Genomic DNA, 22,850 nt, shown 5'->3' with positions numbered 1-22,850 from the left:
GCCTTCACTCCCGATGGTCTTGGGTCTGGGTGATACGGCCATGTTCCACGTGGAACATGGCAACCGGCGTATCCGTCTGCCAGCCTTCCCTCAACAATTCATGATCCACACAGGTGATGAACACCTGGCAGCGCAAATCTTCCAGCAGCCGGCACAATGCCTGGCGATGCTGCTCATCCAGCTCCGACGGTAGGTCGTCCACCAGATAGATACACTGACCACGCTTGGCTTCGTTAACCAAGTGGCCTTGGGCGATGCGCAATGCGCACACCACCAGTTTCTGTTGTCCTCGCGACAGAATCTCTGCCGCGTTGTGCCCCGCAAGTCGTAGGCGCAAATCGGCGCGCTGCGGCCCGGCCTGGGTATGCCCAAGCTGCTGATCGCGGAGGAGGGATGTGGCGAGCACGTCGCTCAACTCCCGATCCTTGTCCCACCCACGGTAGTAACTGAGGGTAAGCCCTTCCAACTCCAGCAGCTCGGCCAGGGTCCGTTCGAACACCGGTTTCAACGCCTGTATGTAGGCCCGTCGGTAGGTGTCGATTTCCTCGCTGGCACTGCACAGCTCGCGGTCCCATGCGGCCTGCGAAGCACCGTCAAGTGTACCATGGCGCAGCCACGAGTTCCGCTGCCGCAGGGCTTTCTGCAGGCGTTGCCAGGCGCCGAGAAAGCGATGTTCCACGTGGAACACGCCCCAATCGAGAAACTGCCGGCGAATCTTAGGAGCCCCCTCCAGCAGGCGGAAGCTGTCCGGGTTGATCAACTGCAAGGGCAACAGATCGGCTAGCTGTGCAGCACTCCGCGCGTTCTGCCCATCGATACGAATCTGCAACTCACCCTGACGATCGCGAGAGATACCCAGATTGCTGGAACCGCCTTCGGCCAACTGCACCTGGCCGAAAATGGTGCAGGCGGGTTGTTCGTAATGGATGACTGGCTGCAGACGTGTGCTGCGGAAGGAGCGGGCGAGGCCGAGCAGATGGATCGCCTCAAGCACGCTGGTCTTGCCGCTGCCGTTGGCGCCGTGGAGGATGTTGATGCGGGAGGAGGGGGAGAGGGTCACCGGGTGCAGATTGCGCACCGCGGTGACCGTGATACGGCTTAGGGACATTAAAGACGCATCGGCATGACAACGTAGGCAGAATCGTCGTTGTCGGCTTCCTGCAGCAGGGCACTGCTGTTGGAATCGGAAAGGATCAGGCGTACCTGCTCGGTGCCCATCACGCCCAGCACGTCCAGCAGATAGCTGACGTTGAAACCGATCTCCAGGCCGCTGCCTGCATAGTCGACAACGATCTCTTCCTCGGCCTCTTCCTGCTCCGGGTTGTTGGCCTGAATCTTCAGCAGACCAGACGCCAGGGTCAGGCGAATACCACGGTACTTCTCGTTGGACAGAATCGCGGTGCGGCTGAACGCTTCACGCAGGCCCTGACGATCCGCCAGCACCAGCTTGTCGCCACCACGCGGCAGCACGCGCTCGTAATCCGGGAACTTGCCATCCACCAGTTTCGAGGTGAAGGTGAACTCGCCGGTGTTGGCACGGATGTGGTGCTGACCGAGAACGATGGCCACTTCGGCGTCCTGCTCGGTGAGCAGACGAGCCAGTTCGAGAATACCCTTGCGCGGCACGATGACCTGATGCTTGCCTTCCTGCTGGATGATCGCTTCCATCGAGCACATGGCCAGACGGTGACCGTCGGTGGCGACCGCACGCAGCAGGCCGCTCTGTACTTCCAGGAGCATGCCGTTGAGGTAGTAGCGCACGTCCTGCTGGGCCATGGCGAAGCTGGTGCGCTCGATCAGGCGGCGCAGCTTGGCTTGCGGCAGGTTGAAGGTCAGCGACCCCGGACCTTCCTCGACGGTGGGGAAGTCGTTGGCCGGCAGAGTCGACAGGGTGAAACGGCTGCGACCGGCCTTGACCAACAACTTCTGATCATCGACACGAATGTCGATCAGCGCGTCGCTCGGCAGGCTCTTGCAGATGTCCATCAGCTTGCGTGCCGGCACGGTGATTTCACCGGGTTCGGCGGCATCTTCAAGCGTGACCCGGCCAACCAGCTCGACCTCGAGGTCGGTACCGGTAAGCGACAGCTGCTGGCCTTCGACCACCAGCAGGACGTTGGATAGTACCGGCAGCGTCTGGCGTCGTTCCACGACACCGGCGACCAGTTGCAGGGGTTTCAACAGGGCTTCGCGTTGAATGGTGAAATGCATGGTCTAGTCCCTTGCCTCGTGGATATGCGTAATTAGAACCTGTAAAAAGTCTCGCGAGCTAGAGCCATGCAAGGCGAAAACAGGGGAGGAAGCGGAGTGTACTTTTGTACATGAGCATTCCTAGCCTGTTTTCAACGCAGCAGAGCCGACGCGCAGCAGACTTTAACTGGTTCAGGTAGTCAGGGTGCGCAGCAGGTTCTTGTAGTCCTCGCGGATGTCCGCGTCGGATCCCCTAAGTTCAGCAATCTTACGACATGCGTGCAACACCGTGGTGTGATCGCGACCGCCGAAGGCCACGCCGATTTCCGGCAGGCTGTGATTGGTCAATTCCTTCGACAATGCCATGGCCACCTGACGCGGCCGGGCGATCGAGCGCGACCGACGCTTGGAAAGCAGATCGGTGATCTTGATCTTGTAGTACTCGGCGGTGGTGCGCTGAATATTGTCGATGCTGACCAGTTTGTCCTGCAGGGCCAGCAGATCCTTGAGCGATTCGCGGATCAGTTCGATGGTGATGTCTCGGCCCATGAAGTGCGAGTGAGCGATCACACGTTTCAGCGCGCCTTCCAGCTCACGCACGTTGGAGCGAATACGCTGGGCAATGAAGAACGCGGCATCGTGCGGCAGATCGACCTTGGCCTGGTCGGCCTTCTTCATCAGGATTGCCACGCGAGTTTCCAGTTCGGGCGGTTCGACCGCCACGGTCAGCCCCCAGCCGAAGCGCGACTTCAAGCGCTCCTCCAAACCTTCGATCTCTTTCGGGTAGCGGTCGCTGGTGAGGATCACCTGCTGACCCCCTTCGAGCAGCGCGTTGAAGGTGTGGAAGAACTCCTCCTGGGAGCGCTCCTTCTTGGCGAAGAACTGGATGTCATCGATCAGCAGCGCATCGACCGAACGGTAGAAGCGCTTGAATTCGTTGATGGCGTTGAGCTGCAACGCCTTGACCATGTCGGCGACGAAGCGCTCGGAATGCAGGTACACCACCTTGGCGTTAGGGTTCTTCGCCAGCAGGTGATTCCCCACGGCATGCATCAGGTGAGTCTTGCCCAGGCCGACGCCGCCATACAGGAACAGCGGGTTGTAACCGTGCTTGGGGTTGTCCGCCACCTGCCAGGCGGCAGCACGTGCCAACTGGTTCGACTTGCCCTCGACGAAATTATCGAAGGTGAAAGTACGATTGAGGTAGCTGGTGTGCTTCAGGCCACCTTCGACCTGTACGGTACGTTCGGTGCGTGGCGCAACGGCTGGGGTCGGCGGTTGCGGCGTGGAACCTGCCATGGAGTCGAAGCTGGCACGCGACGGCTCTTGCTGCGCTGGCGGCGGCACTGGCTTGCTGACGGCTGCTGCTGCCTGCACCTGAGCGGCACGCGCAGCAGCAGGCAACGGGGCCGTTGGCGCAACACGGGCAGTGGCGGCGCGCTTGCTGCCTATTAATAAGGAAAGCGCAGGCACCAGACCGCCGGCACGCTCACCGAGCAACTCAAGCAAACGGCTCAGGTATTTCTCGTTGACCCAGTCGAGTACGAAACGATTCGGCGCATACACGCGCAGCTCGTCGCCTTCGGCTTCGACCTGCAGAGGACGGATCCAGGTGTTGAATTGCTGGGCCGGCAACTCGTCGCGCAAAAGCTCGACGCATTGCTGCCATAGTTCCACTGACACTGACTATCCCCTATCCAGGCGGCGATGCAAAAAACAGCAGCCATTGTAACGGCCAACGACCGAGTTATCCACATAGCAGGGGCTAGATGGCCAAGTAAAATCAAAGCCTTAGTCCCATTCATCAGACTTATCAGATACCCCATGAGCCTTGTGGATAAGCACCCGATAAGCTTCTGCAAAAGCCTGGGGATGAACGGCCGGATAACCCGGCTGTGGGTAACCCGGCATTCTATCCTCAGGCTGTATGCAGGACACGCACAGAAGAACCACGCCTTTTGGACAGACTTATCATCGCCGCATGAGCAAGCAGAGCGCTGCTGTCAGCGGGTTGTCCACAGACATTGGCAGCACCATTCAACATAAACATAGAAAGAGAGCTTTAAACCCTTTTCCTTCTTTCTATTTCTATCTGGCGAATAAGGCTGGTTGGAAATTGACCTACCGCGCGGCTTTCTCTAGAATTGCCGGTCTCTTAAAACCGGGGTCATACCGACCCTAGTCGATCACCCAGGTAACGCACCATGAAACGCACTTTCCAACCCAGCACCATCAAGCGCGCTCGCACCCACGGTTTCCGTGCCCGTATGGCCACCAAGAACGGCCGTGCCGTCCTTTCGCGTCGTCGCGCCAAGGGCCGCAAGCGTCTTGCTGTCTAATTGATCCAGACAGGTGGTGAGTCGAGGCTTCGGCCGGGAAAAGCGACTGCTGACTCCCCGGCAATTCAAGGCAGTCTTCGACTCCCCAAGCGGTAAAGCTCCGGGCAAAAGTGTCCTGCTGCTAGCGCGCGATAACCAGCTTGATCATCCCCGCCTAGGTTTGGTGATCGGCAAGAAGAGCGTCAAGCTCGCCGTCGAGCGCAACCGCATCAAGCGTCAAATCCGCGAGTCCTTTCGCCTCAATCAGGACAACCTGACAGGCTGGGACATCGTGGTGGTCGCCCGCAAAGGGCTAGGTGATCTGGAGAATGGCGAGCTCGCTCAGCAGTTCGGCAAACTCTGGAAACGCTTGGCCCGAAGCCGGCCCAGTCGCGACGCAGACTTATCCCCCGGGACAAGCGACAATCCCCATGCGTAAAGCGGCTCTAGCCTGTATCCAGGTTTATCGCTACGCCATCAGTCCGCTGATGGCCAGTCATTGTCGCTTCTACCCCAGCTGCTCCTGCTATGCCTACGAAGCCATCGAGCAACATGGCTTCCTGCGTGGTGGCTGGCTGGCAGCACGCCGTCTCGGTCGCTGCCACCCCTGGAATGCCGGCGGTTTCGATCCGGTTCCACCCGTTAAAACATCCCGTTCCCCTTCGATGGCCGAATAATCATGGATATCCAACGTTCGATCCTGATCGTCGCCCTGGCAGTCGTGTCCTACCTCATGGTCCTGCAATGGAACGAGGACTATGGCCAGGCTGCCTTGCCAGCCGAGGTTAGTACCTCGACCGCTGCGACGCCTGCCCTGCCCGACACACCTGCTGCAACCGCCAGCGCCGGCGGCGACGACATCCCAACTGCCGTGGCCGAGCCGACTGCAGCTGCCGTTGCGCCTACCGCTGCTGCCAGCGACGAGCTGATTCGCGTCAAGACCGATGTGCTGGACCTGGCCATCGACCCGCGTGGTGGTGATGTCGTGCAACTGCGTCTACCGCAGTACCCGCGTCGTCAGGATCGCCCGGACGTGCCGTTCCAGCTGTTCGACAACGGCAACGAGCGTACCTACCTGGCGCAGAGCGGCCTGATCGGCCAGAACGCCCCGGACAAATCCAGCGGTCGCTCCCTGTGGAGCAGCGAGAAGCAGAGCTACGAACTGGCCGAAGGCCAGGACAGCCTGGTGGTCGATCTCACGTTCAGCGAGAACGGCGTCAACTACATCAAGCGCTACAGCTTCAAGCGCGGCCTCAATCCGCAATGCTCGACGCGTGAGCAACAACTGAAGAAGCCTGGCTGCATCGATCCGTCCGCCTATCAGGTCGACGTGCGTTATCTGATCGACAACCAGAGCGAGCAAGCCTGGAGCGGCAACCTGTTCGCCCAGCTCAAACGCGACAACAGCGGCGACCCGTCCTCGACCACCGCAACCGGCACCGCCACCTACCTCGGCGCCGCACTGTGGACCACCGAAGAGCCGTACAAGAAGGTGTCGATGAAGGACATCGACAAGCAGTCCTTCAAGGAAACCGTGCAGGGTGGCTGGGTCGCCTGGCTGCAGCACTACTTCGTCACCGCCTGGGTGCCGAACAAGGACAGCACCAATCTGGTACAGACTCGCAAGGACAGCCAGGGCAACTACATCGTCGGCTTCACTGGCCCGTCCATACAGGTCGCGGCCGGCGCTCAGGGCGAAACTGGCGCGATCCTCTACGCCGGTCCCAAGCTGCAGGAGCACCTGGGCACCCTGTCTCCGGGCCTGGAGCTGACCGTCGACTACGGCTTCCTGTGGTTCCTCGCGCAGCCGATCTTCTGGCTGCTGCAAGTGATCCATGGTGTGCTCGGCAACTGGGGCTGGTCGATCATCTTCCTGACCATCATCATCAAGCTGATCTTCTTCCCGCTGTCTGCCGCCAGTTACCGCTCGATGGCGCGCATGCGTGCCGTATCACCGAAACTGCAAGCGCTGAAAGAGCAGCACGGTGACGATCGCCAGAAGATGTCCCAGGCGATGATGGAGCTGTACAAGAAAGAGAAGATCAACCCGCTGGGCGGCTGCCTGCCGATCCTGGTGCAGATGCCGGTCTTCCTCGCCCTGTACTGGGTGCTGCTGGAATCGGTCGAGATGCGTCAGGCGCCCTGGCTGCTGTGGATCACCGACCTGTCGATCAAGGATCCGTTCTTCATCCTGCCGATCATCATGGGCGCGACCATGTTCATCCAGCAGCAGCTCAACCCGACGCCGCCGGACCCCATGCAGGCCCGCGTGCTGAAGCTGATGCCGATCATCTTCACCTTCTTCTTCCTGTGGTTCCCTGCAGGTCTGGTGCTGTACTGGGTGGTCAACAACTGCCTGTCCATCGCCCAGCAGTGGTACATTACGCGCAAGATCGAAGCGGCAGCGAAACCGGCCAACGCCTGATTCGCCAAGGCTTCCAAGCATCAAGCAAACGCCCCATGATTGGGGCGTTTTGCTATCCAGGCATTTGTCGTAGGAGCGAGCTCTGCTCGCGAATCTCTGTATCCACAGGCTTTGCGAGCAGAGAACCAGGCTTGCCCTCGCTCCTATATTCAGTCGTACGCATCGAGTAAACCGCCATGAACCACGCCCGAGATACCATCGCAGCCGTCGCCACCGCCCAGGGTCGGGGTGGAGTGGGCATCGTGCGGGTATCCGGCCCTCTTGCGGGTCAATTGGCTCAGGCCATCTGCAGGCGCGAGTTGAAGCCACGCTTCGCTCACCACGGGCCCTTCTATGGCGAGAGCGAGCTGACACTGGACGAAGGCCTGGCCATCTACTTTCCCGGCCCCAATTCCTTCACCGGTGAGGACGTGCTGGAGCTACAGGGCCATGGTGGCCCGGTGGTGCTCGATCTGCTGCTACGCCGCTGCATGGCGTTGGGTGCACGCCTGGCACGCCCAGGTGAGTTCAGCGAGCGCGCCTTCCTCAACGACAAGCTCGACCTGGCTCAAGCCGAGGCGATTGCCGATCTGATCGAGGCCAGCTCCGAACAGGCTGCGCGCAATGCGCTGCGTTCGCTGCAGGGCGAGTTCTCCAGACGGGTGCATGCACTGACCGAGTCGCTGATCCAGCTGCGCATCTACGTCGAAGCCGCCATCGACTTCCCCGAGGAGGAGATCGACTTTCTCGCCGATGGCCATGTGCTGAACCAGCTCGACGGCGTGCGCGCAGACTTATCCACAGTATTGCGCGAAGCCGGCCAGGGCGCCTTGCTGCGCGACGGCATGACCGTGGTCATCGCCGGCCGGCCCAATGCCGGCAAATCCAGCCTGCTCAATGCTCTGGCCGGGCGTGAAGCCGCCATCGTCACCGATATCGCCGGCACCACCCGCGACGTGCTGCGCGAACATATCCACATCGACGGCATGCCCCTGCACGTGGTCGACACCGCAGGCCTGCGTGACACCGACGACCAGGTCGAGCGCATCGGCGTGGAGCGCGCGCTCAAGGCCATCGGCGAGGCTGATCGCGTGCTGCTGATGGTGGACTCCACCGCGCCGGAAGCGGCTGATCCTTTCGCCCTGTGGCCGGAGTTTCTCGAGCAGCGCCCGGACCCGGCCCGCGTCACCCTGATCCGTAACAAGGCCGACCTTTCCGGCGAAGCGGTCGCGCTGCAAACCAGCGCCGATGGCCATGTCACCCTCAGCCTGTCGGCCAAATCCGCAGACGGCCTGGAACTGCTGCGCGAACACCTGAAAGCCTGCATGGGTTATCAACAGACCGCCGAAAGCGGCTTCAGCGCGCGGCGCCGTCACCTCGAAGCGCTGCATCAGGCCGAGCAGTACATCGAGCACGGCCGCAACCAGCTCACCCTGATGGGCGCGGGCGAGTTGCTGGCAGAGGATCTGCGCATGGCCCAGCAAGCGCTGGGGGAGATCACTGGCGCCTTCAGCAGCGACGACCTGCTGGGGCGCATCTTCTCCAGCTTCTGCATCGGCAAGTAAAAACACACACGCTGCCGCTCTGCACCGCCCTCTTATCCACAGCTAGCCTGTAGGAGCGGATTTATCCGCGAAAAGAGCCTAGGTGGTCCGCCCGGCAATCTTCCCCCTCCTTGTCATTCCCCGGATTTCATCCGGGCTACAAACGGGTGCGCGTCGTATTTCTTCGCGGCGGGCGGATTTTCCCTGCAAACGAGCAGGGGGATCACCAATGAATAAGCTGCTGCCGCACATTGACTGAGTTATTCAGAGCCAGATAAACCCTGTGGAAAACCGCACCTGAACCCTGCCCATAACCCTATGACAAAGCTGGGCGTAACTACCCCTGTGGGTAACTGGCACTTTCATCCACAGTGGTTCAGCAGCTTTCTCAGTGGAACCGAGCAGGAATGACACAGGCTTATCATTCGCTGTACACCAGTAGCCGCATGGCTTAGAAAGCTTTATCCACAGAAAAGGCTCTCTCTATACATAAACATAAAGAACAAGCTTTATAAAAATTCTCTCTTTTCTATTCTTTATAAGCCTGAGCGCACTTTTCATCAGGAGAGGGTCATCAGGTAAAGGCTCAAGCAGAGAAGAACATCGCCAACCAGCTGGCTATTTTTTGTGCAGAAGGCTTCATTCAGCAGGCTGAAGCCCCTATACTTGCCGCCTTTCTGATCGGGCATGGCGCAAGCGCCCCCGAACGATGGAAGCCTTCGCAGCATGCCCGCCCTCATCCGGCGCTACGCGCCACCTTCTCCCCAGGGAGAAGGACATCATGGAGGGCGTCGCTACGCGACTTTCACGCTACAAAAGACCCCTTTCTCAACAGGCACGAGGTGCGTGGTGGATTTCCCTTCCCGTTTTGACGTGATCGTGATCGGCGGCGGTCATGCCGGTACCGAAGCAGCTCTGGCTGCAGCACGCATGGGCGTGAAGACCCTGCTGCTCACTCACAATGTCGAGACCCTCGGCCAGATGAGCTGCAACCCTGCCATCGGCGGGATCGGCAAGAGTCACCTGGTCAAGGAAATCGACGCCCTTGGCGGCGCCATGGCCATCGCTACCGACAAGGGCGGTATCCAGTTCCGTATTCTCAACAGCCGCAAAGGCCCAGCCGTACGTGCGACCCGCGCGCAGGCCGACCGCGTGCTGTACAAGGCCGCAGTACGCGAGATTCTGGAAAACCAGGCCAACCTGTGGATTTTTCAACAGGCTGCTGATGACCTGATTGTGGAAAACGCTCAGGTCAAGGGCGTGGTCACCCAGATGGGCCTCAGGTTCCACGCGGATTCCGTGGTGTTGACCACAGGCACGTTCCTCGGCGGACTTATCCACATCGGTCTGCAGAATTACTCTGGCGGCCGTGCCGGTGATCCACCTTCCATCGCCCTGGCACATCGTCTGCGTGAGTTGCCTCTGCGCGTGGGTCGCCTGAAGACCGGTACGCCGCCACGCATCGACGGTCGTTCTGTGGATTTCTCGGTGATGACCGAGCAGCCAGGCGACACTCCGACGCCGCTGATGTCCTTCCTCGGCAAGCGCGAACATCAGCCGAAGCAGATCAGTTGCTGGATCACCCATACCAACGCGCGTACCCACGAGATCATTGCCGCCAACCTCGACCGCTCGCCGATGTACTCCGGTGTGATCGAAGGTGTCGGCCCGCGTTATTGCCCGTCGATCGAAGACAAGATTCACCGCTTCGCCGACAAGGACAGCCACCAGGTGTTCATCGAGCCGGAAGGCCTGACCACCCATGAGCTGTATCCCAATGGCATCTCCACCTCGCTGCCGTTCGACGTGCAACTGGAGATCGTGCGCAGCATCCGTGGCATGGAAAACGCCCACATCGTGCGCCCTGGATATGCCATCGAATACGACTACTTCGATCCGCGTGATCTCAAGTACAGCCTGGAAACCAAGGTCATCGGCGGGCTGTTCTTCGCTGGCCAGATCAACGGTACCACCGGCTACGAAGAAGCCGGCGCTCAGGGCCTGCTTGCCGGCTGCAACGCCGCGCTGCGCGCGCAGGGCAAGGAAGCCTGGTGCCCGCGTCGTGACGAAGCCTACATCGGCGTACTGGTCGATGACCTGATCACCCTGGGCACCCAGGAGCCTTACCGCATGTTCACCTCGCGTGCCGAATACCGGCTGATCCTGCGCGAGGACAACGCCGACCTGCGCCTGACCGAGAAAGGCCGCGAGCTGGGTCTGATTGACGACGAGCGTTGGGCGGCCTTCGAGGCCAAGCGTGAAGGTATCGTGCAGGAAGAGCAGCGCCTGAAGAGCACCTGGGTGCGCCCGGGCACGCCGCAAGGCGATGCCATCGCCGCGCGTTTCGGTACGCCGCTGGCCCACGAATACAACCTGCTCAACCTGCTGGCTCGTCCGGAGATCGATTACGCCACGCTGGTCGAACTGACCGACGCGCCGGTTGTGGATAACCAGGTGGCCGAGCAGGTCGAGATCAAGACCAAGTACGCCGGCTACATCGACCGCCAGCAGTACGAGATCGCCAAGCTGCGGGCCAGTGAGGACACCAAGCTGCCAGATGACCTGGACTATGCCTCGATCTCCGGGCTGTCCAAGGAAATCCAGTTCAAGCTCGGCAGCTCCCGCCCGGCCACGCTTGGCCAGGCTTCACGGATCCCCGGGGTCACCCCGGCGGCGATTTCCCTGCTGCTGATCCACCTGAAAAAACGCAGCGCCGGCCAGAAGCTGGAGCAGAGCGCCTGATGTCGGTCACTCAGCGTCACGCCGAAGAACTGCTCCAGGGTGCCCGCGAGCTTGGTATCGAACTCAGCGCGCAGCAGCAGGAACAACTGCTCGCCTACCTGGGCCTGCTGATCAAGTGGAACAAGGCTTACAACCTCACCGCCGTGCGCGACCCCGACGAGATGGTTTCGCGCCATCTGCTCGACAGCCTGTCGGTGGTGCCGTTCGTGGCCGAGCTTGGGGATAACTGGCTGGACGTCGGCAGCGGCGGCGGCATGCCCGGTGTTCCGCTGGCAATCATGTTCCCCGAGCGGCGTTTTACCCTGCTCGACTCCAACGGCAAGAAAACCCGTTTTCTGGTGCAGGTGAAACTGGAGCTGAAACTCGCCAACCTCGAGGTTGTCCACAACCGGGTCGAAGCGTATCGCCCCGAGCAGCCGTTCGACGGCATCAGCTCACGGGCGTTCAGCAGCCTGGAAGACTTCAGCAACTGGACGCGTCACCTCGGCAGCGTCGACACCCAGTGGCTGGCGATGAAAGGCGTGCACCCGGATGACGAATTGCAGGCCCTGCCGACGGACTTCCGTCTCAGCGCCACGCATGTGTTGCGGGTTCCCGGTTGCCAAGGTCAACGCCATCTGTTGATACTGCGTCGCTCGGTCTAAGGGGAAAGAAGATGGCCAAGGTATTCGCGATCGCCAATCAGAAAGGCGGCGTGGGCAAAACCACGACGTGCATCAACCTGGCCGCTTCTCTGGTAGCGACCAAGCGCCGTGTGCTGCTCATCGACCTTGACCCTCAGGGTAACGCGACCATGGGCAGCGGTGTCGACAAGCACGGCCTCGAGCACTCGATCTACGACGTGCTGATCGGCGAATGCGACCTGGGCCAGGCCATGCAGTTCTCCGAGCACGGCGGCTACCAGCTGCTGCCGGCCAACCGCGACCTGACCGCCGCCGAAGTCGCCCTGCTGGAAATGAAGATGAAGGAGAGCCGCCTGCGTTATGCCCTGGCGCCGATCCGCGAGAACTACGACTACATCCTCATCGACTGCCCGCCATCGCTGAACATGCTGACCATCAACGCCCTGGTCGCTGCCGATGGCGTGATCATCCCCATGCAGTGCGAGTACTACGCACTCGAGGGTTTGTCTGACCTGGTCAACAGCATCCAGCGCATCGCCCAGTTGCTCAATCCCAAGCTGCAGATCGAAGGTCTGCTGCGCACCATGTACGACCCGCGCATCAGCCTGACCAACGACGTCACGGCTCAGCTCAAGCAGCATTTCGGCGACAAGCTGTACGACGCCGTGATCCCGCGCAACGTGCGCCTGGCCGAGGCGCCTAGCTTTGGCATGCCGGCGCTGGTCTACGACAAACAATCCCGTGGTGCCATCGCCTACCTGGCCTTGGCCGGCGAGCTGGTGCGCCGTCAGCGCGCCGCCGCGAAAACCGCTACCGCTTAAGGAACATCCGCATGGCTGCGAAGAAACGAGGTCTGGGTCGAGGTCTGGACGCACTGCTCGGCGGCAACACCGTCAATGCATTGCAGGAAGAGGCCGCTCAGGTCGACACGCGTGAGCTGCAATACGTGCCGCTGGAGCTGATCCAGCGCGGCAAGTACCAGCCGCGTCGTGACATGGATCAGACCGCTCTGGAAGAGCTCGCCGCCTCCATTCGTGCCCAGGGCGTGATGCAACCCATCGTCCTGCGCCCCATCGGTGGTGGACGTTTCGAGATCGTCGCCGGTGAACGCCGCTGGCGTGCCAGCCAGCTGGCCGGTCAGGACAAGATTCCGGCCATGGTCCGTGAACTGCCGGATGAAGCCGCCATCGCCATGGCGCTGATCGAGAACATCCAGCGCGAAGACCTCAACCCGATCGAGGAAGCCGTGGCCCTGCAGCGGCTGCAGCAGGAATTCGAGCTGACCCAGCAACAGGTCGCCGATGCGGTGGGTAAATCCCGCGTCACCATCACCAACCTGCTGCGCCTGATCGCCCTGCCGGAAGAGATCAAGACCCTGCTGTCCCACGGCGACCTGGAGATGGGGCATGCCCGTGCACTGCTCGGTTTACCCCTCGAACAGCAGGTCGAAGCGGCGCGACATGTTGTCGCACGTGGTCTGACCGTTCGTCAGACCGAGGCCCTGGTACGCCAGTGGCTCAGCGCCAAACCAGCCCCGGTCAAGGCCAAGGCCGACCCGGACATCAGTCGCCTGGAGCAGAAGCTCGCAGAGCGTCTGGGCTCGCCCGTGCAGATCAAGCACGGCAGCAAGGGCAAGGGGCAGTTGGTGATTCGCTACAACTCCCTCGACGAATTGCAGGGTGTACTGGCGCACATTCGTTGAAACAATTCAGTCTGTAGTCCTACTTCTCTCCTACTACAGCACGGTTGATCAGGCGCAGGCTGAACCCTATACTCCCCGCGCAATTTTGTCGGCTACGGGCCGAGATTCGGCGCCTTGCAGGGAGAGGTCGATGGGCATCCCCAGTAAGGTCCCGTTTCATCGTCAGCCAGGTTTTCCGATCCTGATTCTTCAGGCCATCGTGACGGCTGTGATCGCAGTTATTTTTGCCGTCAGTGGTGGATGGGTCGCGGCCTATTCGGCACTGCTGGGAGGGCTGATAGCCCTGCTGGCCAACGCGTATTTTGCATTCAAGGCCTTTCGTTATTTTGGCGCGCGTTCGGCCCGAGCCATCGTCCAGTCGATCTGGGCCGGGGCCATGGGTAAATGGATTATCACGGCAGTGCTGTTTGCACTGGCGTTCGTAGGGGTAGAACCACTTGCACCGATGCAGCTGTTCATCGGTTATCTGTTAGGCCTTCTGGCTGCAGCCTGTGCCCCCCTACTCATGAAAGTTTTCTGAAGCATTGGACCGTTTGAGGCGTTTATGGCTGATACCCCAGCAGAATATATCCAGCATCACCTGCAGAACCTGGTCTACGGCTCTCACCCGGATAAGGGCTGGATTATTGCCCAGACCCCGGAAGAGGTTAAAGCGATGGGCTTCTGGGCTGTCCATGTGGACACTCTGGGCTGGTCGCTGTTCATGGGCCTGATCTTCATCACCCTGTTCCGCATCGCCGCCAAGCGAGCGGTTACCGGCGTGCCGACCGGCCTGCAGAACATGGCCGAGATGTGCATCGAGTTCGTCGAGGGCATCGTCAAAGACACCTTCCATGGCAAGAACCCGCTGGTTGCGCCGCTGGCCCTGACCATCTTCGTCTGGGTGTTTTTGATGAACAGCCTGAAGTGGATCCCGGTCGACTACATTCCCGGCCTGGCTTCGCTTCTGGGCCTGCCGTACTTCAAGATCGTCCCCACCGCCGACCCCAACGGTACCTTCGGTATCTCCCTGGGCGTGTTCCTGCTGATCATCTTCTACAGCATCAAGGTCAAGGGCATCGGTGGCTTTACCAAGGAACTGTCGTTCACCCCGTTCAATCACTGGGCGCTGATTCCTTTCAACCTGTTCCTGGAAATCATCGGCCTGCTGACCAAGCCGCTGAGCCTGGCCCTGCGTCTGTTCGGCAACATGTATGCCGGTGAAGTGGTGTTTATCCTGATCGCGCTGCTGCCCTTCTACGTCCAGTGGGGTCTCAACGTGCCATGGGCTATCTTCCACATCCTGGTCATTCCGCTGCAGGCGTTCATTTTCATGGTGCTGACCGTGGTTTATCTGAGTGCTGCGCACGAAGATCACCACTGATCGACATCGAAAAACCCGAAAACCCCTAACTCGTAACCTTAACCTCTAAAAACTCTGGAGCTAACTATGGAACTCGTCTACATCGCCGCTGCCATCATGATCGGTCTGGGTGCCCTGGGTACCGGTATCGGCTTCGCCCTGCTGGGCGGCAAGCTGCTGGAATCCACCGCTCGCCAGCCTGAGCTGGGCCCGCAGCTGCAAACCAAGACCTTCCTGATGGCCGGTCTGCTCGACGCCGTTCCGATGATCGGTGTGGGTATCGCGATGTACCTGATCTTCGTTGTCGCGGGTTAAGAGTTCCTGAGTTCGAGGCAGCATGATGAGTGCTGCCTCTTCAGGCTTTTCTTCCCTGAACACGAGATAGCACGAGGTAAATCGCTGTGAACATTAACCTGACCCTGTTCGGTCAAACGATTGCCTTCGCTATTTTCGTCTGGTTCTGCATGAAGTTCGTATGGCCGCCGCTGACGCTGGCCATGCAGGAACGCCAGAAGAAAATCGCAGAAGGTCTGGATGCTGCCGGGCGCGCTGAGCGCGATCTGCAGTTGGCCCAGGAACGCGCTGCCCAGATGCTTCGTGAAACCAAAGAGCAAGCTGCCGAGATTCTCGATCGGGCGAACAAGACCGCCAACGCAATCGTCGAAGAAGCCAAGGCCCAGGCCCGCTCTGAAGGTGAAAAGCTGATTGTTGGCGCCAAAGCCGAAATCGATCTGGAAGTGAATCGTGCCAAGGAACAACTGCGTGCACAGGTAGCAGCTCTGGCTGTGACCGGCGCCGAGAAGATCCTGCAGTCCTCCGTGGACGGCGCTGCGCACAACGATCTGGTCGCAAAACTGGCCTCTCAACTCTAAGCGAGGCTCGCGATGATCAATACCAACACGCTCGCTCGGCCCTACGCGAAAGCTGCGTTTGAGTTTGCCAGTGCTGCACAGCAGGCCGATGCCTGGTTGAACATGCTGTCGCTGTCCGCGGCCGCGGTTCAAGCGCCGGCCATGGCTCAGCAGTTGGTCAACCCGGCGTTGACCGATGAGCAGAAAGTCAATGTACTGGCGCAGCTCTGTGCCGGTCACATCGACGCTTCGTTCAGCAACTTCCTGCGCTCGCTGGGCAGTAACGACCGACTGTCGCTGCTCCCGGTGGTACGCGAACAATTCGCTGTGCTGAAGGCTGAAGCTGAACGCGCCCTCGATGTCGAGGTCGAGTCGGCTTTCGAACTCAGTGCCGAGCAATTGCAAACTCTGGCTGCCGCCCTTTCCAAGCGGCTCGATCGCACCGTCCAGCCCACGCCCGTGGTCAATCCCGCCCTGATCGGCGGTGTTGTCATTCGTGCAGGTGACCTGGTCATCGACGGTTCGGTCCGCGGCAAGCTGAACAAGCTGGCCGAAGCGTTGAAATCCTGATTTGAGGGAACTGGCATGCAGCAATTGAATCCTTCCGAAATTAGCGAAATCATCAAGCAGCGCATTGAGTCGCTTGATGTATCCGCTCAAGCCCGTAATGAAGGCACCATCGTCAGCGTTTCCGACGGTATCGTGCGCATCTACGGCCTCGCCGACGTCATGTACGGTGAGATGATCGAATTCCCTGGTGGCGTGTACGGCATGGCCCTGAACCTGGAGCAAGACTCCGTAGGTGCCGTAGTACTGGGTGGTTACCTGACCCTCGCCGAAGGCATGAGCGCCAAGTGCACCGGTCGCATCCTGGAAGTTCCGGTTGGTCCGGAGCTGCTGGGTCGTGTGGTTGACGCACTGGGCAACCCGATCGATGGCAAAGGCCCGATCAACGCCGCCGCTACTGACGCCGTTGAAAAGGTTGCGCCGGGCGTGATCTGGCGTAAGTCGGTCGACCAGCCGGTGCAGACCGGTTACAAGTCGGTCGATGCCATGATCCCGGTAGGCCGTGGCCAGCGCGAGCTGATCATCGGTGACCGTCAGATCGGCAAGACTGCCCTGGCCGTCGACGCCATCATCAACCAGAAAGACAGCGGCATCCGTTGCGTCTACGTCGCCATTGGTCAGAAGCAATCGACCATCGCCAACGTGGTCCGCAAGCTGGAAGAAGCTGGTGCCCTGGCCAACACCATCGTGGTTGCAGCTTCGGCTTCCGAATCCGCTGCGCTGCAGTTCCTGGCGCCGTACTCCGGCTGCACCATGGGCGAATACTTCCGCGACCGCGGTGAAGATGCCCTGATCGTGTACGACGACCTGTCCAAGCAGGCCGTTGCCTACCGTCAGATCTCCCTGCTGCTGCGCCGTCCACCAGGCCGTGAAGCCTACCCGGGCGACGTGTTCTATCTCCACAGCCGTCTGCTGGAGCGCGCTTCCCGCGTTTCCGAAGAGTACGTCGAGAAGTTCACCAATGGCGCCGTGAAGGGCAAGACCGGTTCCCTGACCGCTCTGCCGATCATCGAAACCCAGGCCGGTGACGTTTCCGCGTTCGTTCCGACCAACGTGATCTCCATCACCGACGGTCAGATCTTCCTGGAATCGGCCATGTTCAACTCGGGTATCCGTCCGGCCGTCAACGCCGGTATCTCGGTATCCCGTGTCGGTGGCGCAGCTCAGACCAAGATCATCAAGAAGCTTTCCGGTGGTATCCGTACCGCTCTGGCTCAGTACCGTGAACTGGCGGCATTCGCCCAGTTCGCTTCTGACCTGGACGAAGCCACCCGCAAGCAGCTCGAGCATGGTCAGCGCGTAACCGAGCTGATGAAGCAGAAGCAGTATGCGCCGATGTCCATTGCCGAAATGTCGGTGTCCCTGTACGCAGCCGAGCGCGGCTTCCTGCAGGACGTCGAAGTCGCCAAGATCATCAGCTTCGAGCAGGCCCTGATCGCCTTCTTCAAGCGTGATCACGCCGACCTGATGGCGAAGATCAACGAGAAGGGTGACTTCAACGACGAAATCGACGCTGGCCTGAAAGCCGGTATCGAGAAGTTCAAGGCCACCCAAACCTGGTAACCGCAGCGGGGGCTTCGGCCCCCGCCTGCTTGAACCAAAAGGTGTGAAATGGCAGGCGCAAAAGAGATTCGCAGCAAGATTGCGAGCATCAAAAGCACGCAAAAGATCACCAGCGCCATGGAAAAAGTGGCGGTCAGCAAAATGCGCAAGGCTCAACAGCGCATGGCTGCCGGTCGCCCCTACGCCGAGCGTATTCGTCAGGTGATTGGTCACCTGGCCAAGGCGAACCCGGAATACCGCCACTCGTTCATGGTGGAGCGTGATGTAAAGCGCGTCGGTTATATCGTGGTGACCTCGGACCGTGGTCTGTGTGGTGGCTTGAACATCAACCTGTTCAAGGCGCTGCTCAGAAGCCTGAAGGAATGGCGCGACCAGAAGGTCGAGGCTGATTTCTGCGTGGTGGGCAGCAAGGGCGCGAGCTTCTTCCGCAGCAACGGGGGCAACGTGGTTGCCGCCATCAGCAAGCTGGGTGAAGAGCCGTCCATCAACGACCTGATCGGTAGCGTCAAGGTCGTGCTGGATGCCTATGCCGAGGGCCGTATCGACCGTCTGTATCTGGTGTCGAACAAGTTCGTCAACACCATGACGCAGAAGCCGGAAGTGCAGCAGCTGCTGCCGCTGGCCGCGAGCGATGCGCAAGGCGTGCAGAAAGGCCTGTGGGACTACGTGTACGAGCCGGACGCCCAGCAACTGCTGGATGCGCTGCTGGTACGCTACGTCGAGTCGCAGGTCTATCAGTCCGTGGTCGAGAACAGCGCGTGCGAACAGGCTGCGCGGATGATCGCGATGAAGAACGCAACCGACAACGCCGGTGATCTCATCAAAGACCTGCAGCTGGTTTACAACAAGGCACGTCAGGCAGCGATCACCCAGGAAATTTCGGAAATCGTCGGCGGCGCTGCCGCGGTTTAAGAACGGTTCAAATATTCAGAGGAACCAAAGATGAGTAGCGGACGTATCGTTCAAATCATCGGCGCCGTCATCGACGTGGAATTTCCGCGTGACAAGGTGCCGAGTGTTTATGAAGCGCTGAAAGTAGTTGGCGCCGAAACCACCCTGGAAGTTCAGCAGCAGCTGGGCGACGGTGTGGTACGTACCATTGCGATGGGTTCGACCGAAGGCCTCAAGCGTGGCCTGGACGTCAACAGCTCTGGCAAGGCCATCTCCGTACCGGTCGGTAAAGCGACCCTGGGCCGGATCATGGACGTGCTGGGCAACCCGATCGACGAAGCCGGCCCCATCGGTGAAGAAGAGCAGTGGGAAATCCACCGCCCTGCGCCGAGCTATGCCGAACAGGCTGGCTCCAACGAGCTGCTGGAAACCGGCATCAAGGTTATCGACCTGGTCTGCCCGTTCGCCAAGGGCGGTAAAGTCGGTCTGTTCGGTGGTGCCGGTGTCGGCAAGACCGTGAACATGATGGAACTGATCCGTAACATCGCCATCGAGCACAGCGGTTATTCCGTGTTCGCCGGTGTGGGTGAGCGTACTCGTGAGGGTAACGACTTCTACCACGAGATGAAGGACTCCAACGTTCTCGACAAGGTAGCCCTGGTCTACGGTCAGATGAACGAGCCACCAGGCAACCGTCTGCGCGTAGCGCTGACCGGCCTGACCATGGCCGAGAAGTTCCGTGACGAAGGTCGTGACGTTCTGCTGTTCGTCGACAACATCTACCGTTACACCCTCGCCGGTACCGAAGTATCCGCACTGCTCGGCCGTATGCCGTCGGCAGTAGGTTACCAGCCGACTCTGGCCGAGGAGATGGGCGTTCTGCAGGAGCGTATTACCTCCACCAAGAAAGGCTCGATCACCTCGATCCAGGCTGTATACGTACCTGCGGACGACCTGACCGACCCGAGCCCGGCGACCACCTTCGCCCACTTGGACGCCACCGTCGTTCTGTCCCGTGACATCGCTTCCCTGGGTATCTACCCGGCCGTTGACCCGCTGGACTCCACCAGCCGTCAGCTGGACCCGAACGTGATCGGCCAGGAGCACTACGAGACCGCTCGTGGCGTTCAGTATGTTCTGCAGCGCTACAAGGAGCTGAAGGACATCATCGCGATCCTGGGTATGGACGAACTGTCCGAAGACGACAAGCAGCTGGTATCGCGCGCTCGTAAGATCCAGCGCTTCCTGTCCCAGCCGTTCTTCGTGGCTGAAGTCTTCACCGGTGCCCCGGGCAAGTACGTGTCTCTGAAGGACACCATTGCCGGCTTCAGCGGCATTCTCAAAGGCGACTACGACCATCTGCCGGAACAAGCGTTCTACATGGTAGGCGGCATCGACGAAGCCATCGAGAAAGCCAAGAAACTGTAAGTAACGGGTGCGCCCCCCAGGGGGCGTCCGGGCCGGAGCGGGCAGCAGCCCGATCCGGCCTCTCAACCGAGGCATTGTTATGGCTATGTCAGTCCACTGCGATATCGTCAGTGCGGAAGAAGAGCTGTTCTCGGGGCTGGTGGAAATGGTCATCGCCCACGGTCACCTTGGTGACCTGGGTATCCTGCCGGGCCACACCCCGCTGCTGACCGATCTCAAGCCGGGTCCGGTGCGAGTGATCAAGCAGGGTGGCACCGAGGAGGTGTTCTACATCTCCGGTGGCTTCCTGGAAGTTCAGCCGAGCATGGTGAAGGTTCTTGCCGACACCGCCGTTCGTGCCGGCGACCTGGATGAAGCCGCTGCCATCGAGGCGCGCAAGGCTGCCGAGAAGGCGCTGAGCGAGAAGGGCACCGAGTTCGACTACGGCAGTGCTTCGGCACGCCTGGCCGAGGCAGCTGCCCAGCTGCGCACCATCGACGAGATGCGCAAGAAGTTCGGCGGCCGCAGCCGCTGATCGCGTATCGCGGTATCACGCAAAGGGGCGACTTAGGTCGCCCCTTTGCGTTTCTGGCAAAATAGCGTTTTCTTCGCGCGGCTCTCTGGCCGCGGCCAACTCTTGCCCAGCAAGGAGCTTTCTATGAGTCTGGATATCGTCATTCTTGCCGCTGGCCAGGGCACGCGAATGCGTTCCGCTTTGCCCAAGGTGCTGCACCCGGTCGCCGACAAACCCATGCTGGGTCATGTCATCGACACTGCACGCAGCCTGCAGCCGCAGAGCATCCAGGTGGTGATCGGGCATGGCGCCGACACCGTGCGCGAGCGCCTGGCCGCCGCCGACCTGAATTTCGTCATCCAGGCCGAGCAGCTCGGCACCGGCCACGCCGTGGCTCAGGCTCTGCCGCAGCTCAACGCCGATACCGTACTGATTCTCTACGGCGACGTACCGCTGATCGAAACGGCCACCCTGCAGCGGCTGATGGCCCTGGTCAGCGATGATCAGCTGGGCTTGCTAACCGTCGAGCTGGCCGACCCGACGGGCTACGGCCGCATCGTGCGTGACGCCGATGGTGTGGTGCAGGCCATCGTCGAGCACAAGGATGCCAGCGAGGTGCAGCGACAGATCCGCGAGGGCAACACCGGCATCCTCGCCGTACCGGGCAAGCGTCTCGCCGACTGGCTGGGGCGTCTGTCCAACAGCAATGCCCAGGGCGAGTACTACCTGACCGACGTGATCGCCATGGCGGTGGCCGACGGCCTGACCGTGGCCACCGAGCGCGCCGCCGACGAGATGGAAGTGCTGGGCGCCAACGACCGCATCCAGTTGTCGCAGCTCGAATGCCACTACCAGCAGCGCATGGCCCGCCGCCTCATGGCCCAGGGCGTCACCCTGCGCGATCCGCATCGTTTCGATGTGCGTGGCGACGTCAGCGTCGGCCGCGACGTGACCATCGACATCAACGTCATCCTCGAAGGCCGCGTGATCATCGAGGATGATGTGCAGATCGGCCCGAACTGCGTGATCAAGGACTCGGTGCTGCGCAGGGGCGCCATCGTCAAGGCCAACAGCCACCTGGACGGAGCCGAGATGGGCGAGGGCGCCGATTGCGGCCCGTTCGCTCGCCTGCGGCCGGGCACCAGACTGGGCGCCAAGGCCCATGTGGGCAACTTCGTCGAACTGAAGAACGCCGTGCTGGGCGACGGTGCCAAGGCCGGCCACCTGAGCTACCTGGGCGATGCCGAGATCGGCGCGCGGACGAATATCGGTGCCGGCACCATCACCTGCAACTACGACGGTGCCAACAAATTTCGCACGGTGATGGGCGAGGACGTGTTCATCGGTTCCAACAGTGCGCTGGTCGCACCGGTAACGCTGGGCGACCGCGCGACGACTGGCGCCGGTTCTGTGGTGACCAGCGATGTGCCGGCCGATACGCTGGCAGTAGGCCGTGCCAAGCAGCGCAATATCGAAGGCTGGAAGCGCCCCACCAAGAAGTGAACCCGCTCTGGCCTGGGTGACCAGGCCTGTGGATAACCTGCCGGAGGCAGTCCTGTATGTTCGGTGTGACGGATTACGCCGCCTTCGTGGTGGCCTTCATTATCCTGCTAGCCATTCCCGGGCCGGGTAACCTGGCGTTGATCCTGTCCACGGGCAAGGGCGGGATTCGCGGCGGGCTGGCCTCGACCTTCGGGATCATGCTCGGCGACCAGGTGCTGCTGTGGTTGGCGGTGGCGGGGGTCGCCGCGTTGCTCAAGGCCTATCCGGCAGCCTTCCATGTGGTGCAGTGGCTTGGCGCCGGCTATCTGGTCTACCTCGGCCTGCGCATGATCCTGGCCAAGCCTGGTGCGGCGCCGACGCTGGACATCAAGCCGCGGCGATACCTGTGGCAAACCCTGGTGATCACCGTCTTCAACCCCAAGGCCATCATCTTCTACATGGCCTTCTTCCCTCTGTTCATCGATCCGCAGCGCCATCAGGGGTTGATTACTTTCGGTTTCATGGCCGTGACCATCATGGCACTGACCTTTCTCTACGGCTTGCTGATCGTGCTGCTGACGCACTTTCTCGCCGAGCGCATGCGCGCAAACCCCCGTATCGCGCGTGGTCTGGAGAAACTTGCAGGGCTTTGCCTGATCGGTTTCGGCGTCAAACTGACGCTGAACTGACCGGCGGACGCTTGCGGGCAT

At 60.8% G+C, this 22,850-nt stretch carries 23 protein-coding genes; 20 read left to right on the top strand and 3 right to left on the bottom strand.

The features are described 5' to 3' along the window. Window positions 1–4 precede the first annotated feature (4 nt). The 3 genes from recF to dnaA all read right to left on the bottom strand — a co-directional run bounded on the left by recF (window position 5) and on the right by dnaA (window position 3,873). Window positions 5–1,108 (bottom strand): DNA replication/repair protein RecF, encoded by a 1,104-nt coding sequence (gene recF / locus ACN0X6_RS07170; protein WP_417702901.1) that lies wholly within the window; start codon window positions 1,106–1,108, stop codon window positions 5–7. Continuing rightward, a complete protein-coding gene (dnaN, locus tag ACN0X6_RS07165) occupies window positions 1,108–2,211 on the bottom strand; it encodes a DNA polymerase III subunit beta (RefSeq protein ID WP_160018690.1) in 1,104 nt (367 codons plus the stop codon). Before dnaN ends, recF begins: the two co-directional genes overlap by 1 nt. A gap of 171 nt (window positions 2,212–2,382) precedes the next feature. Then, the gene (gene dnaA, locus ACN0X6_RS07160) at window positions 2,383–3,873 is read right to left on the bottom strand and encodes a chromosomal replication initiator protein DnaA (protein WP_417702900.1); all 1,491 of its coding nucleotides are present in this window, start codon (window positions 3,871–3,873) and stop codon (window positions 2,383–2,385) included. A gap of 521 nt (window positions 3,874–4,394) precedes the next feature. Between dnaA and rpmH the strand changes: the two genes are divergently transcribed. The 20 genes from rpmH to ACN0X6_RS07060 all read left to right on the top strand — a co-directional run bounded on the left by rpmH (window position 4,395) and on the right by ACN0X6_RS07060 (window position 22,829). Further along, on the top strand, window positions 4,395–4,529 hold the full coding sequence (gene rpmH / locus ACN0X6_RS07155; RefSeq protein WP_002551315.1) for a 50S ribosomal protein L34: 135 nt from the start codon (window positions 4,395–4,397) through the stop codon (window positions 4,527–4,529). A 13-nt stretch (window positions 4,530–4,542) separates the two neighbouring features. Next, on the top strand, window positions 4,543–4,947 hold the full coding sequence (rnpA, locus tag ACN0X6_RS07150) for a ribonuclease P protein component (RefSeq protein ID WP_036994791.1): 405 nt from the start codon (window positions 4,543–4,545) through the stop codon (window positions 4,945–4,947). Next, window positions 4,940–5,185 (top strand): membrane protein insertion efficiency factor YidD, encoded by a 246-nt coding sequence (yidD, locus tag ACN0X6_RS07145; protein ID WP_013717990.1) that lies wholly within the window; start codon window positions 4,940–4,942, stop codon window positions 5,183–5,185. Before rnpA ends, yidD begins: the two co-directional genes overlap by 8 nt. Before the next feature lie 2 nt (window positions 5,186–5,187). Beyond that, on the top strand, window positions 5,188–6,933 hold the full coding sequence (gene yidC / locus ACN0X6_RS07140) for a membrane protein insertase YidC (RefSeq protein WP_417702899.1): 1,746 nt from the start codon (window positions 5,188–5,190) through the stop codon (window positions 6,931–6,933). 176 nt (window positions 6,934–7,109) lie between these two features. After that, window positions 7,110–8,477, top strand: coding sequence for a tRNA uridine-5-carboxymethylaminomethyl(34) synthesis GTPase MnmE (gene mnmE, locus ACN0X6_RS07135; RefSeq protein WP_417702898.1), 1,368 nt, complete (start codon window positions 7,110–7,112; stop codon window positions 8,475–8,477). An 828-nt stretch (window positions 8,478–9,305) separates the two neighbouring features. Next, window positions 9,306–11,198: a tRNA uridine-5-carboxymethylaminomethyl(34) synthesis enzyme MnmG gene (gene mnmG, locus ACN0X6_RS07130; protein WP_417702897.1), complete on the top strand. Its 1,893-nt coding sequence runs from the start codon at window positions 9,306–9,308 to the stop codon at window positions 11,196–11,198. After that, window positions 11,195–11,842, top strand: a complete 648-nt coding sequence (gene rsmG / locus ACN0X6_RS07125; RefSeq protein ID WP_417702957.1) for a 16S rRNA (guanine(527)-N(7))-methyltransferase RsmG — start codon at window positions 11,195–11,197, stop codon at window positions 11,840–11,842. Before mnmG ends, rsmG begins: the two co-directional genes overlap by 4 nt. Before the next feature lie 11 nt (window positions 11,843–11,853). Next, window positions 11,854–12,642: a ParA family protein gene (locus ACN0X6_RS07120; RefSeq protein WP_417702896.1), complete on the top strand. Its 789-nt coding sequence runs from the start codon at window positions 11,854–11,856 to the stop codon at window positions 12,640–12,642. A gap of 11 nt (window positions 12,643–12,653) precedes the next feature. After that, a complete protein-coding gene (locus tag ACN0X6_RS07115; RefSeq protein WP_160018695.1) occupies window positions 12,654–13,523 on the top strand; it encodes a ParB/RepB/Spo0J family partition protein in 870 nt (289 codons plus the stop codon). A gap of 130 nt (window positions 13,524–13,653) precedes the next feature. After that, complete coding sequence (locus ACN0X6_RS07110; protein WP_045733559.1) at window positions 13,654–14,043, top strand: F0F1 ATP synthase subunit I; 390 nt, start codon at window positions 13,654–13,656, stop codon at window positions 14,041–14,043. Window positions 14,044–14,067: 24 nt separating this feature from the next. Beyond that, complete coding sequence (gene atpB / locus ACN0X6_RS07105; RefSeq protein ID WP_417702895.1) at window positions 14,068–14,886, top strand: F0F1 ATP synthase subunit A; 819 nt, start codon at window positions 14,068–14,070, stop codon at window positions 14,884–14,886. Between the two features lie 66 nt (window positions 14,887–14,952). After that, on the top strand, window positions 14,953–15,180 hold the full coding sequence (atpE, locus tag ACN0X6_RS07100) for a F0F1 ATP synthase subunit C (protein ID WP_003241387.1): 228 nt from the start codon (window positions 14,953–14,955) through the stop codon (window positions 15,178–15,180). 86 nt (window positions 15,181–15,266) lie between these two features. Next, window positions 15,267–15,737 carry a F0F1 ATP synthase subunit B gene (locus ACN0X6_RS07095; RefSeq protein ID WP_192984198.1) on the top strand — a complete coding sequence of 157 codons (471 nt, stop codon included), beginning with the start codon at window positions 15,267–15,269 and terminating at the stop codon, window positions 15,735–15,737. A 12-nt stretch (window positions 15,738–15,749) separates the two neighbouring features. Next, on the top strand, window positions 15,750–16,286 hold the full coding sequence (locus ACN0X6_RS07090) for a F0F1 ATP synthase subunit delta (RefSeq protein WP_074677173.1): 537 nt from the start codon (window positions 15,750–15,752) through the stop codon (window positions 16,284–16,286). A 15-nt stretch (window positions 16,287–16,301) separates the two neighbouring features. After that, window positions 16,302–17,846, top strand: a complete 1,545-nt coding sequence (gene atpA / locus ACN0X6_RS07085) for a F0F1 ATP synthase subunit alpha (protein WP_021487437.1) — start codon at window positions 16,302–16,304, stop codon at window positions 17,844–17,846. Window positions 17,847–17,894: 48 nt separating this feature from the next. Then, a complete protein-coding gene (atpG, locus tag ACN0X6_RS07080) occupies window positions 17,895–18,758 on the top strand; it encodes a F0F1 ATP synthase subunit gamma (protein ID WP_099525062.1) in 864 nt (287 codons plus the stop codon). A gap of 30 nt (window positions 18,759–18,788) precedes the next feature. Next, entirely contained in the window at window positions 18,789–20,165 is a 1,377-nt protein-coding gene (atpD, locus tag ACN0X6_RS07075; RefSeq protein WP_064493638.1) for a F0F1 ATP synthase subunit beta, read from the top strand. 79 nt (window positions 20,166–20,244) lie between these two features. Continuing rightward, entirely contained in the window at window positions 20,245–20,679 is a 435-nt protein-coding gene (locus tag ACN0X6_RS07070) for a F0F1 ATP synthase subunit epsilon (protein ID WP_160018698.1), read from the top strand. Between the two features lie 123 nt (window positions 20,680–20,802). Beyond that, the gene (gene glmU / locus ACN0X6_RS07065; RefSeq protein ID WP_417702894.1) at window positions 20,803–22,161 is read left to right on the top strand and encodes a bifunctional UDP-N-acetylglucosamine diphosphorylase/glucosamine-1-phosphate N-acetyltransferase GlmU; all 1,359 of its coding nucleotides are present in this window, start codon (window positions 20,803–20,805) and stop codon (window positions 22,159–22,161) included. 56 nt (window positions 22,162–22,217) lie between these two features. After that, on the top strand, window positions 22,218–22,829 hold the full coding sequence (locus ACN0X6_RS07060) for a LysE family transporter (protein ID WP_417702893.1): 612 nt from the start codon (window positions 22,218–22,220) through the stop codon (window positions 22,827–22,829). Window positions 22,830–22,850: the final 21 nt, after the last annotated feature.

The sequence above is a fragment of the Pseudomonas sp. genome (genome assembly GCF_048269965.1).
GTDB lineage: Bacteria > Pseudomonadota > Gammaproteobacteria > Pseudomonadales > Pseudomonadaceae > Aquipseudomonas.
This window is presented reverse-complemented; position numbering and strand designations above follow the sequence as displayed.